The 14,092-nt window shown below is 39.6% G+C and carries 13 protein-coding genes and 3 pseudogenes; 7 read left to right on the top strand and 9 right to left on the bottom strand.

Annotated elements, in window-relative coordinates; translation table 11 throughout:
- The 3 genes from celB to QFZ72_RS06495 are packed head-to-tail and all read left to right on the top strand — an operon-like array spanning position 1 to position 2,975.
- A complete protein-coding gene (gene celB / locus QFZ72_RS06505) occupies positions 1–1,317 on the top strand; it encodes a PTS cellobiose transporter subunit IIC (RefSeq protein WP_307430971.1) in 1,317 nt (438 codons plus the stop codon).
- A 12-nt stretch (positions 1,318–1,329) separates the two neighbouring features.
- A complete protein-coding gene (locus QFZ72_RS06500) occupies positions 1,330–1,650 on the top strand; it encodes a PTS sugar transporter subunit IIA (protein ID WP_307430968.1) in 321 nt (106 codons plus the stop codon).
- A gap of 2 nt (positions 1,651–1,652) precedes the next feature.
- Positions 1,653–2,975 (top strand): 6-phospho-beta-glucosidase, encoded by a 1,323-nt coding sequence (locus tag QFZ72_RS06495; protein WP_307430966.1) that lies wholly within the window; start codon positions 1,653–1,655, stop codon positions 2,973–2,975.
- Positions 2,976–3,029: 54 nt separating this feature from the next.
- Here the strand turns inward: QFZ72_RS06495 and QFZ72_RS06490 are convergent.
- From QFZ72_RS06490 to QFZ72_RS06475, 4 genes and pseudogenes are all read right to left on the bottom strand, one after another.
- Positions 3,030–3,520, bottom strand: a pseudogene (locus QFZ72_RS06490) (IS3 family transposase); the annotation flags it as partial.
- A 159-nt stretch (positions 3,521–3,679) separates the two neighbouring features.
- Complete coding sequence (locus tag QFZ72_RS06485; RefSeq protein ID WP_307430964.1) at positions 3,680–4,069, bottom strand: DoxX family protein; 390 nt, start codon at positions 4,067–4,069, stop codon at positions 3,680–3,682.
- Positions 4,070–4,128: 59 nt separating this feature from the next.
- On the bottom strand, positions 4,129–4,980 hold the full coding sequence (locus tag QFZ72_RS06480) for a M56 family metallopeptidase (protein ID WP_307430961.1): 852 nt from the start codon (positions 4,978–4,980) through the stop codon (positions 4,129–4,131).
- Between the two features lies 1 nt (position 4,981).
- Positions 4,982–5,395, bottom strand: a complete 414-nt coding sequence (locus QFZ72_RS06475) for a BlaI/MecI/CopY family transcriptional regulator (protein WP_307430958.1) — start codon at positions 5,393–5,395, stop codon at positions 4,982–4,984.
- Between the two features lie 117 nt (positions 5,396–5,512).
- Here QFZ72_RS06475 and QFZ72_RS06470 point away from each other — a divergent pair, with 117 nt between their 5' ends.
- Both QFZ72_RS06470 and QFZ72_RS06465 read left to right on the top strand, forming a co-directional pair.
- Positions 5,513–6,418, top strand: a complete 906-nt coding sequence (locus QFZ72_RS06470; RefSeq protein ID WP_307430953.1) for an exonuclease domain-containing protein — start codon at positions 5,513–5,515, stop codon at positions 6,416–6,418.
- Between the two features lie 179 nt (positions 6,419–6,597).
- Positions 6,598–6,856: pseudogene (locus QFZ72_RS06465) on the top strand (multicopper oxidase domain-containing protein); the annotation flags it as partial.
- Between the two features lie 80 nt (positions 6,857–6,936).
- Here the strand turns inward: QFZ72_RS06465 and QFZ72_RS06460 are convergent.
- The 5 genes and pseudogenes from QFZ72_RS06460 to QFZ72_RS06440 form a co-directional block, all read right to left on the bottom strand.
- Complete coding sequence (locus tag QFZ72_RS06460) at positions 6,937–7,620, bottom strand: HAD family hydrolase (protein WP_307430948.1); 684 nt, start codon at positions 7,618–7,620, stop codon at positions 6,937–6,939.
- A gap of 162 nt (positions 7,621–7,782) precedes the next feature.
- Positions 7,783–8,655: an AraC family transcriptional regulator gene (locus QFZ72_RS06455; protein WP_307430945.1), complete on the bottom strand. Its 873-nt coding sequence runs from the start codon at positions 8,653–8,655 to the stop codon at positions 7,783–7,785.
- Between the two features lie 127 nt (positions 8,656–8,782).
- Positions 8,783–9,343 (bottom strand): GNAT family N-acetyltransferase, encoded by a 561-nt coding sequence (locus QFZ72_RS06450; RefSeq protein ID WP_373464437.1) that lies wholly within the window; start codon positions 9,341–9,343, stop codon positions 8,783–8,785.
- Positions 9,344–9,443: 100 nt separating this feature from the next.
- Positions 9,444–9,632: pseudogene (locus QFZ72_RS06445) on the bottom strand (DUF4017 family protein).
- Positions 9,633–9,745: 113 nt separating this feature from the next.
- Positions 9,746–10,450: a hypothetical protein gene (locus tag QFZ72_RS06440; RefSeq protein ID WP_307430939.1), complete on the bottom strand. Its 705-nt coding sequence runs from the start codon at positions 10,448–10,450 to the stop codon at positions 9,746–9,748.
- 675 nt (positions 10,451–11,125) lie between these two features.
- Here QFZ72_RS06440 and QFZ72_RS06435 point away from each other — a divergent pair.
- Positions 11,126–12,559, top strand: a complete 1,434-nt coding sequence (locus QFZ72_RS06435) for an amino acid permease (RefSeq protein ID WP_307430936.1) — start codon at positions 11,126–11,128, stop codon at positions 12,557–12,559.
- A gap of 467 nt (positions 12,560–13,026) precedes the next feature.
- Positions 13,027–13,953 carry an NAD(P)-dependent alcohol dehydrogenase gene (locus QFZ72_RS06430; RefSeq protein WP_307430933.1) on the top strand — a complete coding sequence of 309 codons (927 nt, stop codon included), beginning with the start codon at positions 13,027–13,029 and terminating at the stop codon, positions 13,951–13,953.
- Positions 13,954–14,092: the final 139 nt, after the last annotated feature.

Below are 14,092 nucleotides of genomic sequence, written 5' to 3'. Positions count from 1 at the left end.
ATGGGAAAGGTCAATCGCTTCTTTGAGGAAAAATTTATGGCGGCTGCAGCAAAGGTTGCAGGACAGCGGCATCTGCAGGCTTTAAGGGATGGTATTATTCTTACAATGCCGCTCATTATTATCGGATCTGTGTTTTTAATTCTCGGATTTCTTCCGATCGAAGGCTATCCAGAATTTATGGCAAGTGTATTCGGGGACCAATGGCTGACAAAGCTTCTCTATCCAGTCGGGGCTACGTTTGACATCATGGCGCTGATTGCATCTTTCGGGATTGCCTATCGCCTTGCTGAAAATTATGGTGTTGATGCCCTTACAGCTGGTGCGGTTTCTGTTGCAGCCTTCCTCTTGGCCACCCCCTACCAAGTTCCGTTTCTAGCAGAAGGTGCATCTGAAGCTGTTTTGGTCGGCGGCGCCATTCCTGCCGCTTTAATGGGAAGCAAAGGACTATTTGTTGCGATGCTTCTTGCTATCCTATCAACTGAAATATTCAGGTTCGTCATTCAGAAAAACCTTGTGATCAAAATGCCTGACGGTGTACCGCCGGCAGTAAGCCGTTCGTTTATCGCGCTTATACCTGGATTCTTTATTCTTACATCCGTCTGGCTTTTGCGGTTACTCGTTGAAAATACGTCATTTGAAAGTCTTCATAATGTAGTCAGCATCCTGCTTGGTAAACCTCTCGGCGTCCTTGGCGGAAGTTTGATCGGAAGTATTGTCGCCGTTATCCTGATTCAGCTTCTTTGGTCTACAGGACTTCACGGAGCAAGTATCGTCGGCGGAGTCATGGGGCCAATCTGGCTGACTTCTATGGATGAAAACAGGGTTGCCTTTCAAGCAGGTGAAGCTCTGCCAAATATCTTCACTCAGCAGTTCTTTGACTTATTCGTCTATATTGGCGGATCGGGGGCCACGCTGTCACTGGTCTTCTGTATGCTCTTCCTTGGAAAAAGCCAGCAAATGAAACAGCTTGGGCGTCTGTCCATAGGACCGGGTGTGTTCAATATTAATGAGCCGGTCACGTTTGGAATGCCGATTGTCATGAACCCCCTGCTGATTATTCCATTTATCTTAACACCTATTGCGATTACAATCGCAACCTACATTTGCATGACGACTGGAATTGTCGCTAGACCAGCGGGAATCGGAGTTCCATGGACAATGCCTCCACTCTTTGGCGGGTACTTGGCAACTGGCGGAAAAATATCGGGGCTCATCATGCAGCTGATTAACATGGTGATTGCCTTCTTTATCTATTATCCTTTCTTCCGCATGTGGGATAAACAGAAATTCAGCGAAGAAAATCATGCTGCTTCATAATGGAGGGAATCTATGAATAAAGAACAGCTTTACGAGCTTTCCTTCCATCTGATCGCCCATAGCGGCAATGCAAGAAGCCTTGCGATGGAAGCGATACAAGCATCCAAAAAAGGAAACTTTGAACTCGCTGTTGAAAAACTTGAAGAAGCCGATAAGGAGTTCGTTAAAGCTCACCGGTTCCAAACAGAGCTGATTCAAAAAGAAGCCGGCGGTGAAAAGTACGACCTCCCTATCATCCTTATCCATGCACAGGATCATTTAATGACAGCCATGACTGTCAAAGATCTTGCCATAGAAATCGTTGAAATTTATCAGCGGACAAAGAAGGTGTAAGCATGACGAATAAAAAAGGATTAAAGATCGCAACGATTGGCGGCGGTTCATCCTATACGCCTGAGCTGATTGAGGGGTTCATTAAACGCTATGATGAACTTCCCGTATCAGAGATATGGCTTGCAGATGTTCCAGAGGGAAAAAGAAAATTAGAGATCATAGGAAGCCTCGCTAAACGAATGGTTGAAAAAGCAAATGTGCCAATTTCCATTCACCTTACTCTTAATAGGCGCGAAGCATTGGAAAACGCAGATTTTGTTACCACTCAATTTCGTGTAGGACTTTTGGAAGCACGGGCAAAAGATGAACGTATTCCGCTTAAATATGGGGTTCTTGGCCAAGAAACAAATGGTCCTGGAGGCTTGTTTAAAGGTTTGCGCACCATTCCTGTTATCCTCAGCATCTGCAGGGAAATGGAAACCCTTTGCCCCGATGCCTGGCTGATCAATTTTACCAATCCAGCCGGAATGGTAACGGAGGCCGTCCTGAGATACAGCAATGTCCGCAAGGTTGTTGGTCTATGCAATGTGCCGATCGGCATGGAAATGGGTGCGGCAAAGCTATTGAATGTTGAGCACAGCCGGATCCGGATTGATTTTGCGGGCTTAAATCACATGGTATATGGACTTGATGTGTATTTAGACGGGGTAAGCGTTAAACAGAAAGTGATTGATCTTATTACACATCCAGAACAATCCGTCACGATGCAGAATATCGTTGCGCTCGGATGGGAGCCTGAATTTTTAAAAGCCCTGAATATATTCCCTTGCCCATACCATCAGTATTATTACAAAACGAGGGAAATGGTTGAAAAAGAGATGAAAAACGCGGAAACCGCCGGTACCCGTGCAGAAGTTGTGAAAAAGCTTGAGGATGAGCTGTTTGAACTCTATCAAAATGAGGAGCTTGCGATTAAACCTCCACAGCTCGAAAAACGCGGCGGTGCTTATTACAGTGATGCTGCTGTACGGCTGATTCACTCCATCTATACAGACAAAAGGGACATTCAGCCAGTAAATACAATGAATAATGGGGCGATTGCAAGTCTTCCCCATGATTCTGCGATTGAAATCAGCTCTGTCATCACAAAGGATGGTCCTAAGCCGCTTGCCATTGGTGATCTGCCTGTTGCTGTACGCGGTTTAGTTCAGCAAATAAAATCGTTTGAACGTGTCGCAGCAGAGGCCGCTATTACCGGAAATTACAGTACTGCTTTGCTAGCAATGACGATTAATCCACTAGTCGCTTCCGATACAACAGGTAAAAAAATACTTGATGAAATGCTTGAAGCTCATAAAAAGCATCTGCCTCAATTTTTTAAATGAAAAAGAACCGGCCTTACCTTGAAGTGACCCCAAAAAATTAGACTCGTTATTTAGTTAAGCTGTTTTATAGGCAAGATTCCGGTATTGTACCGGGCTCTTGCCTTTTAATTTTGCCTTAATTCGTTTGTGATTATAGTAATGGATATACTTTCTGAGCTCTTGCTTAAAATGCTCGACACTTTTAAAGTCTTGGTAATAAAGAAATTCCGTTTTTAGGATACCAAAGAAGTTTTCTAAGACCGCATTGTCGTAACTGTTCCCTTTACGGGACATGCTTTGAGTGATGTTCTTGTTCTTTAAAGCCAGCCGATATTTCTTCATTTGATAGTGCCATCCCTGGTCAGAGTGAATCAATAAATCATCATCCATAGTTTTTCGTTTAAAAGCCTTTTTTAACATATCTGAGACAAGGGAATAGGTTGGTCTGGCATCGGATAAAGTTAAAGTTTTTCTACAAATAATTTGACTTCAGTGATGTCTATGACCCATTTCTCATTCGGCTTAGAAGCTTCAAAATTCCGATTCAGCACATTATCTGCAACCCTCTAGTTTATCGTCCACTGAATAGGTTGTATAGCGTTTTATAAATGCACTTTCTCCGTGATACTCATACCGCTGGATCCATGTGAATAACACCCCATGTCCTACTCCAATGCACATCCGGGCAGCTGAAGCACGCTTTAAAGTTTTTATATAACGAGAATTTAGTCTTTATCTTTAAAGATTACCTGTTCCAGTGAAAGAAATTTACTTCCGCTCAAAACAAGATAAATTGACATAGCAAGTAATGCCACATCCAACTCGTATCCGCCTATAAAACCGCTGCCAAGCTTAGCTGTAAAGATGGCTCCAAGCATAATCAGCCCAATGAGAGCGGAAATAATTCGTGTACCAAGTCCAAGCATTAAGAGAATTCCTCCGGCTGCCTCTATTAGGGCCACAGGATAAGCCAGAAAACCAGGTACTCCTATACTGTCGAAAAATCCTGCTGTATTTTCGACTCCTCCCTGAAATTTCGTTAAGCCGTGCACGAAAAAAATAAATCCTAATGCGATTCGTACAATCAGTCCGCCAAGTTCTGCATTCTTTGTCATATGTAAAACACTCCTTTTTATTTTATACTACATGTCGTAGTGTAATTCCTTAAAAATTTTTAGGACAGCTCGATCAAAAACATCATCAGCAGCATGAAGAATACCAGCATAGAGACCGCAGCCTTTTTTAACGGGAGATCTAACGGTGTCTCTGAGAATGGATCAAGGATTTTTTGGATTCTAAGATTAATCGCTGTATCTGCAAATGGTGCATACGAGAATGATAGAAGCTTCTTTTTTTGATTTTTTTTCAAGATTTTCAGCAGTGCACTTCCTAAATCTGCTGAAGATTGAAGTCTGCTGATGGCATAATGATCTGCCAGCAGTTCGCGGATCATTCTGTATTTTTGATAAAACCAGCCGAGAATCGGAATATACCACATCACAGATGAGCACACCGATAATACAAAAAGCTTCAAAGGATCTCTGTTTTTTTGATGATAAATTTCATGCAAAAGAACTGCGCGTCTTTCTCCTTCATCAAGCAAATTTAATAGTCCGGTAGAAAGAATGATTTTCGGACGAAAAAACCCCATCGTCAATGACAGAACAGCATCCTCGTCAATCACCTGGATAGTCTCTTTTGGCAGAGAGAATTGCAGGTTGTATCGAGACGTTAAAGATATGTTCATCCGTTTAGCCATTTTTTTATGAATGGTATGAGAGAGGTAAAGCTGTTTTATAATCTTGTAAACTGTCATGGATACGGTCGCATAAATAATTACTTCAAGTAAATATTCAAGCGACGTAAACCCCAAGGACTGAAGGGCTGTGCTGCACAATTGAATCAGATTAAACTCAATCGGCAGGCCGAGCAATTTTCGAAAAAGATAGATCGTCATTTGAATGAGCAGAATCATTGAGATGGACACACAAGCTAAAAATACTTGTTTTGATCTTTTTTCCCACATTCTATTTTTCCTTTTTCATTTCTTTTATTTTTTGCTCAAGCTTTGCAATCAAGCTCTCATCTGCTTCATCAATGCTGTCAATCATATGGCTTACGACTATTTGTCCAAACTCGTCAATCAGTCCGTTTGTCAGCTCTTTGGATTGTGCACAAAGAAACTCTTCTTTAGTCAGGACTGGACGGAACAGCGATCCTCTGCCCTCAGACCGCTTGGTTAGGACATCCTTTTCAACTAGGCGGTTCATGACTGTCATCACCGTGTTAAAGCTCATTTTTTTCTCTTTTTCAAGCTTCTGCTGAACGTCTTTTATCGACATTTCAGATGAATTCCAAAGGATATTCATAATCTTAGCCTCTAATGGACCAAAAAAACGATTTAAGCCTTTTTCATTAAATTTAAAATGCTGGATTTTCACAATGACAACACCTCACACTACACATTGTAATGTGGAAATACTCCAGAGTCAAATGATTCTTAAAGTTGTTTCGGTCTAGTGGTAGATGGTAGATTAGTAGAAAGGGGGAAAACTTGCATGATTCTTACCGGTATGATTCTCGATGTGGAAACAACAGGCTTATCGCCCATTCAGGATGAAATGATCGAAATTGGTTTCCTGCTGTTTCGTTATGATACAGATACAGATGTCTTTTTAGAAACGCTAGAAGAGCACTCCTTTTTAAGAGAGCCTCTGTCTCTTTCAGCCAGAAAAAACTATGAATTTGCCTTTCGGATTCATTCGATTCCTTTTGAAGATGTTAAGGGTAAAACGTTTGATGATACAAAGATAAAGTCAGCGATCCATCAGGCTGATTTTATTATTGCTCATAATGCTTCATTTGACCGGAGCTTCACCGCTAAAATGTACCCTGAGCTGCATTCAAAGAAATGGTACTGCTCTGCCAGAAATATTCCGTGGAAGAAATACGGCTACCAAAGTGCCAAGTTAATCAGCCTATTACATAGTCACAAGCTTGCAGCTGTGCAGACTCACCGTGCACTGGATGATGTAAAACAGCTGCACCAGCTGCTGAAGAGCTCGAATTACGAAGGCACATCTTACTTGAATATCGCTTTAACAGAACGTGCTTCTGCACCAAAGTCAAAGTCGATTAAATGTTTACTTTCCGGTGTAAAACAAAAAAGGGCAGACGGGATGAATCCGCAGGCATATTTGCCCCGCCTTATCCAAAACGAAACTTTGCTATTAAAAAAAGAAGAGGAAACAGATCGGTTTCATGTGTATACCACTGAACGAAACTATCTGGGCTTCATTGGCGCTGCCCAAAGCAAAAAATTAGCTGGCTATATGAAAGAATCTTTTCAGCTCACAGCAAAAGTTCTTGAAATTCTTCTTAATGAAAAGGGAGAGCACGGCTGCAGGATCGAAATCAGCATCGAAGAACAGACAAAGAAAAAAGAGCATTCATTTAACCGTTAAAAGAGCAGCATGCAGCTGTTCTTTTTTATATTTATAAAGTGCCGGCAGGGTTTCTGTATAGACTGAATGTATAGTGAGAAATGAAATGGAGAAGAAGGCTGATGACACATAAAACTCCTGAGCTTACTAAGTATACAGATGCCATGCCCATTATTCCGCTGCTTGGGCCTCATCAAAAAGTTGATTTCCAGATCCTTGATCGAAGACCATTTGATGCAGAGAAGTTTAAAAAGGAAAAAGTCATTTCTTACACAGGACCGAGCATACCGCCAGAGCCTCAGGAAAGAGGCTGGAAAGACACTGTCAGAGCGAATCCTGAGCAGGTAACACGAATCATTATGAAGTTTGGACCCTACACCGGATTTGTATGTTTGGCATTGTCATATATTAGAGCATGAAGATTACGAAATGATGCGGCCATTTATCGTCATTCGCTGAATATTTATGTGAAAGATCAACTTACAGGGTGTTGATCTTTTTTGTGCTGAAAGTATTAGTTAACATTTGTACCTGTAATTTTAAAATGACTTCCTGCATTCATTCCATATTCGTTCCATGATTAAAGGTAATTCAGCCAAATCATCAATGATGAAATCTGTTTCTAAACTGCCCCACTGAGAGTCTTTTTTCCATATTCCTTTCATTCCTGCTTTTTGAGCCGCACTAACATCGTTTTCAGGATGATCTCCAACGTATATACTTTCGTCCGGTGAAACATTTAATTGCTCTAAAGCTTTTTTGAATATTAGAGGATCAGGTTTTTTTACACCTTCCCATTCCGAAACAATGATCGTTTCAAAATATGTTTTAATTCCCAATGCGTTTATGTTATCTATTTGGAACTGGCCTTTTCCGTTCGTTATGATTCCTAATTTAATGGACTTGCTTTTTAACCCTTTTAACATACTGATTAGATGGGGAAAAGGGATACAGCTATTCTTAAATTGATCTAAGTAATCTTGAAGTAAACTCTCCCAAGTGATTGCGGTAATGGTAAACTCATCGACCAATTGCTGATATACTTTATCTTTCCAAACATACCCACGGCAATCTAATTCGATAAACCTGGAAGTATATTTTTCTTTTGGTATATGACTTATCAGTTTATTCATTCTATCGTATTGGCCGGCTATAAACTTCTGTACTGAAGCATCCCGATTTAACAATGTTCCATCTAAATCAAAGATGACTGCCTTAATCATTCTTGTATTCTCTCCCAAAAAACATAATTCTTGTTTCTTTCTTTATCATTAGACTAAATACCTCCCTCTCTTTTTGGTCCAGTTCAAAAGACGCCTCCTTATTAAAGAATGGCGTCTTTTTCTTGTTAAAAAGTAACCTATAGTCACCAAAGATAAACGGGATTACTTTTTTAAAATCGGTATCCATATTTCACTTTTAAACGCCGGAGAACTTGTATCTTTATTTTCATTCCACAGGATTTCCGGACCTTCTAGTTGTTCATAGTTTGAGGATGGAAACCATTCGGAATATATTCGCCCCCATACTTCTTGCAGCCTATCAGGAAATGGCCCGATTGCTTCAAATACAGCCCATGTTGAGGCAGGAACTTCAAGCTGTGACAAGTTATCTGGACATTCCAAAGTTGTTGCTGCGCCAATATAGTGGTCAAGCTCCCCTTTTTCCTCCATTCTTCCTTCAGAAAAGTTCGTGGAGGCGCTAATTAGCCCAATAGGCTCCACATTAGAAAGTTTTTTTAGTTTATTGATCGTTTCAATATCTAAACTTCGCCACATAGAAGCAATCTCTGGATTAACCCCATTAAATTGAACATGAACTCTTTTCTTAATACCAACAATGCGAAATGCCTCTTTTTCTTCTATTCGGTAGTTCATTTCACTTCCTCCTTTAATTGATAACTGAAAGGTCATCCGCAGGAAAGCTTTAAGTGAATGGCCGCTATTTCTGGCTTCTGACGGTGTGATTCCATGCAAATTTTGAAACGCCCGTGCAAAAGAATCTGGTGAGCTGTATCTGTATTTCATTGCAATATCAATGACCTTTACGCTGCTGTTTATAAGCTCAAATGCTGCAAGTGTAAGTCGTCTGCGGCGGATGTATTCTGACAGCGAAATACCCGCAAGGAAAGAAAACATCCTTTTAAAATGATATTCAGAGCATAAAGACAGCCTTGCAACTTCTTTCATGTCAATATCATCAGTAAGGTTTTCTTCAATGTACTGAATCGTTCCATTCATGTTCTTAAGCAAATCCATTCGGATGACCTCCTTTATCAATAGATTAACAGGGGAAGACTGTTACTGCCCGACATTTCGTGTTCACTTATGCAGGGTCTTATTATTCGGTTCTTACTATTTAATTTTGATTACAATGCAATTGAACTTATCCATTAAGCCTCCCCATCAATAAAGTATTATAATAATTTCCGTCAGATAATATTTTGTCTTTTTTCAAGACCCCTTCTACTTCAAAACCAAAGTCCTTATAAAGCTTTATAGCTTTTTCATTGATTTCCAGAACATTCAGCGTTAGTTTCCTGATTTCATTAGTGTCTGCCCAATAGACAGATTCTTTTAAAAGGTTTTTTCCTATGCCATATCCCCAATATTCTTTTAATAAACCGACTCCAAATTCTGCTTTATGAGAAATTCTTTTCAATTTTCCCCCTTCACATCTAGAAAAACCTACGATACTTCCATTTACTTCTGCTACTAAAAATAGGTTATTCATCCTCTCTGTATCATCTTTAATAATCTGTTTAAATCCTGATTCATCTATGTACGCCTCTCCCTTTTCTCTATCTAAATTTTCTGTTTCCCCATCTATCTGCAATCTTAGACCAGACAAGTTTTTCGCATCTTCCTCTACTGCAGACCTTACAATATAACGTAAATCATGAACGTAAAATTCTTTTTGAATAACTCTCAAGTTCAATGCCTCCATCTGTATTATTTACTTCTCCTTTACCGTTTTTCCATAGCTGCTTCAACAAAAAGAGCATCAACCCTTCTCGGATCAACGCCCAGTAACTTTATTAAAAATATTAATTATATGAATGTTTTTTATTTATCAAAATGGTAACTATGTCCGTAACGATCAATAGTGGAATTGCATATATTTGTCCAATAAACAATTTCCATCCTAAGAAATTATAACCTTAAGAATCAGGAATTGAGATTACTATTATACAAACAATCAAATAGGCTAATATTGGCTGAATTATATTTTTCATCCGTTCAGATCCTTTGGGTAATTTTACATTAATTGTATAAAACCTAATAGAGTAAAAGGGAATTTTTAACTATACTGCCATTGCCCTCGGATGGTGCAAAATTGTGCCTGATATTAATTTTTTTTTATCTTCCACACTAATTGATCTGGCTCATCTTTTTCAAGGAATGTTAAGCGGTAAATGTTTTTAAATCTATCATCAGCAAACTCTAATTTATTGTTGAGCTTCCATACGAGGATCCAGTATTCATTAAATAAGTCTTGTTCGTCAGTATTCTCCACAGAGAAAATTTTCTCCTTGCCTACAACTTTACCGTTTCTTTTCTTGATTTCCATGTATACATCGATTGAAGACACCTCATGATGACATACGATGCTGCCCACGTATTTCTTATTTGGGCTGCTTTTTTTTATAAGAGGATAGATATTCTCGTAATCCAGTTGTTTGACTTTCTCATAAACTTCATCAAGAAGAGATGTGTCCCAGTTAAATTCACAAGCAGCCAGCTTCATCCCTTCGTGAACGATTTCTAAGGTTTTAACTTTCTTCTTCCTATCAGATAATTCTAAAAATCCCTGAACATCCACCTCTACAAATACAGGAAAATAATTAAATATGATGTAACCATAAGGATCCAACTGCTTTACTTTTTCAAGATTTTCTACACAGTTGATCTGAATTCCTCTATCATCCTTCGCCTGCAGTTTTGGCAGAAGACGGCTGTACAAAAATGATATGCTTCTTGTCTGATTAAAGAATAGCCAATTCTGATCCATATCCGCTGGAACTAAAAGCTGAATATCTTTTATAATCGGCATAATAACAATCTCCTTATGGTCTATGTTGGAATCTTCAAGCCAGTTTTCTTTTCTTTATATTCGTTATTCGAATGTACCCGTTTAGCGAAGATTGCATGGAACATTCATTCTGCATGAATATACGAATAAGGATATTTACAGCTAAGTAACTCCATGCATTAATCATTTCTCCATCCTCCGGAAAATCAGTTAATAGAAAGAGACTTATTCTGCCAATTTGCACATTTACTTAATACTAATTATTTCAAAACGAAACAATTTACTCAATACTTTATTTCATTAGAAAGATGGGAAACCTTCGGGTAATTTAAGAATTGGAAACGGAAACTGCTGCTTTAATTGTCATTTCAAATTCTTTTTCAGTTGTACCTATGCCGTTTAATTAAGTCATCCAAAACTCCATGTCCAATTGTTAATTGTGTCTAACAATTTGCAAGCAGTTCATCAATCGGCTGCATATTTATTCAAATTATTCTAAAATAGCCTTCTTTCCCCAAAAATTGAATAATAGCCGAACAGTATATTTCTAATAATAGTGATTTCACAGGCTTAAAGGCCCGTGATTTTCAAGAAGCCGTATTTATTTTTAAAAAATTAATTTTCATATAATACTAAATAGTGATAAAATAATGGAGATTTTAAATTCTGTAAACGCTTACTCATAAGGAGGCTTCCATGTTAAATCAGAATCAGGAATTGAAAAAAGAATTAAAAGAAAGGCATATTTTGATGATTGCCCTAGGCGGTGTAATCGGTACAGGACTATTCCTGAGCACCGGGTATACCATTGGCGAGGCGGGACCGGGAGGAGCAATTCTCGCGTATCTGATTGGCGGCTTTGTCATGTATTTGACAATGCTTTGCCTCGGTGAATTGGCCGTTGCGAACCCACACGTAGGATCTTATCAAACTTACGCAACGAAGTTTATATCACCGGGAGCAGGCTACGTGGTAGGGTGGATGTCGTGGCTGAATTGGTCAGTCACAATTGGCCTGGAACTGCTTACGGTCAGTATTTTGATGAAGCGCTGGTTTCCGGACGTTTCGCCGTGGATTTGGTGCATCGTATTCGCCATCCTGCTTTTTTGCATCAATGCATTGTCTACAAAAAGCTTTGCAGAAGTTGAGTTTTGGTTTGCAGGTATCAAGGTAATTACCGTTATCGCTTTTATTTTTTTAGGCGGAGCAGCCATGTTTGGATTTCTTCAAATGGGGGGCGGAGAGCCTGCTCCATTTTTAAGCAATTATACGGATCACGGCGGATTATTTCCGCATGGAATAGCGGCAATTTTAATTACGATGATCGGCGTGAATTTTTCTTTTCAGGGAACGGAACTCGTTGGAATCGCAGCTGGGGAGAGTGAGAACCCTGAAAAAACAATTCCAAAAGCCATCAATAGTACAGCTTGGCGCATTCTTATCTTCTTTATTCTCTCTGTGTTTGTATTGGCTGGACTGTTTCCATGGAAAGAAGCAGGACTTGTGGAAAGTCCGTTTGTCGTTGTATTTGATAACATAGGGATTCCATATGCGGCTGACATTATGAACTTTGTTATTATCACTGCTGTGTTATCGGTCGCAAACTCTGGATTATACGCTACATCCCGTATGCTCTGGTCGATGTCCAGACAGGGGATGATTCATGAAAGGTTCGGGAAGCTGAATAAAAGCGGAGTCCCTATCAATGCTCTAGCTGCAAGCATGATTGTGGGCTGCTTGTGCCTATTGTGCGGCTTTTTTGCAGAAGACACAGTATACTTGTGGCTGCTGTCTATCGCGGGTTTTGGAGCAGTGTTTGTATGGGCATCCATCGCTCTTTCCAACTACCTAGGCAGGAAAAAGTTTTTGAGAAATGGCGGAAAGATCAGTGACCTGAAGTTCAGGACGCCATTTTATCCGATCGTTCCTCTAGTTGCGCTGTCTGCCAATGTACTGGTGATGGTGAGTCTAGCTTTCATTCCAGACCAAAGAATGGCACTTTATTGCGGGATTCCTTTTCTGATAGGGTGCGCTTTATATTATCGTTTTGCAGCAAAGGACAAGATGGAGAAGAAGCGGCTCGTTCAAGAGCAGGACTTAATGGAATTGGATAGAAAAAAGATCTTATAACAGGTAAAAAGAAAAAGGACCAATTAATGAACTACACCCAAATTGTTAGACACATCTAACAACTGAGGTGTAGTTTTTTTATGACGAAATATTCATTAGATACTAAATTAGCTGCTGTTCATGCTTACCTTGACGGTGTAGAATCTTTTAAACAGACAGCTCAAAAGCACTTCCGCCTTCTACAGTTTTTGCCTTTCCAGCTAATCATAATTCCAGCGTGAATATTTTTCTTAATCCATTTCCATTCTTTAGGCTTATATAAGAGTAGTTTATTTCAAAGATTACAGCTGGCAATTTGTATGATCCTTTTTAGTAGCCTCTATTAAATAAGAGGCTTTCGCCTTAATAACACACCCCCAAAAAACGTACGTTCATCATGGTTTGATTACACAGTACTATGACATTTATATGTGATTTAGATCATAAGATGAAAATATCACATATAAAAGAAATTATGGAGGAGACTTATGAAAGCAATTGTATGCACAAAATACGGATCACCAGATGTTCTTCAGCTTAAAGAGGTAGAAAAATCTTCTCCAAAGGACAATGAAATACTGGTAAAAGTTCATGCGACAACAGTTACAACCGGGGACTGCAGAGTTCGAAGTTTCGAAAGCCCTATCTTGTACTGGATCCCCATGCGTATAGTCTTAGGTCTCAGCAAACCAAGAAAACCTATACTGGGTGTGGAATTAGCCGGGGAAGTTGAAGCAATAGGCAAAGATGTAATACGATTTAAGAAAGGTGACCAGGTTTTTGCATTAACTGGGATGAGTTTTGGTGCTCATGCCGAGTATACATGTCTGCCTGAAAACGGATTAGTGGCAATAAAACCTGCCAATATGACTTTTGATGAAGCCGCTGCCGTTCCCTTTGGGGGAACTACAGCCTTGCATTTTCTTAGAAAAGGAAACATCCAAAACGGACAAAAAGTTCTTATCTATGGAGCTTCTGGAGCAGTAGGGACTTCCGCGGTACAGCTTGCCAAGTACTTTGGGGCAGAAGTTACCGGAGTATGCAGTACCACAAATTTAGAATTGGTGAAATCTCTGGGAGCCGATAAGGTAATTGATTATACTCAAGAGGATTTTACGAAAAGAGGAGAGCATTATGATATCATCTTTGATGCAGTTGGGAAAAACTCGAAATCAAATTGCAAGAAAGCCCTGACTCCGAACGGAAAATACGTATCAGTTGTAGGGCAAGGGATAGCAAAGGTACGCACTGAAGATTTAATTATCCTTAGTGAGATTATTGAGACGGGGAAGATAAATTCCGCCATAGATAGACGCTATCCGCTCGAACAAATACCTGAGGCTCACAGATATGTAGAAAAAGGACATAAAAAGGGAAATGTAGTCATAACTTTGGATCAGACTAACAAAACCTGACAAAGCTCTGCAGCCGGCTGCTGTTGCTTCATAGTCCAGTTGAGCATGGTTGTTATGTGTGTCCAATCATATATAAAAATCCACTTATACCATAAGTGGATTTTCCCTTTTATTTATGTGAAATCGACTATAAAGTGAA

The organism is Bacillus sp. V2I10, assembly GCF_030817055.1.
Lineage (GTDB): Bacteria > Bacillota > Bacilli > Bacillales > Bacillaceae > Bacillus_P.
This window is presented reverse-complemented; position numbering and strand designations above follow the sequence as displayed.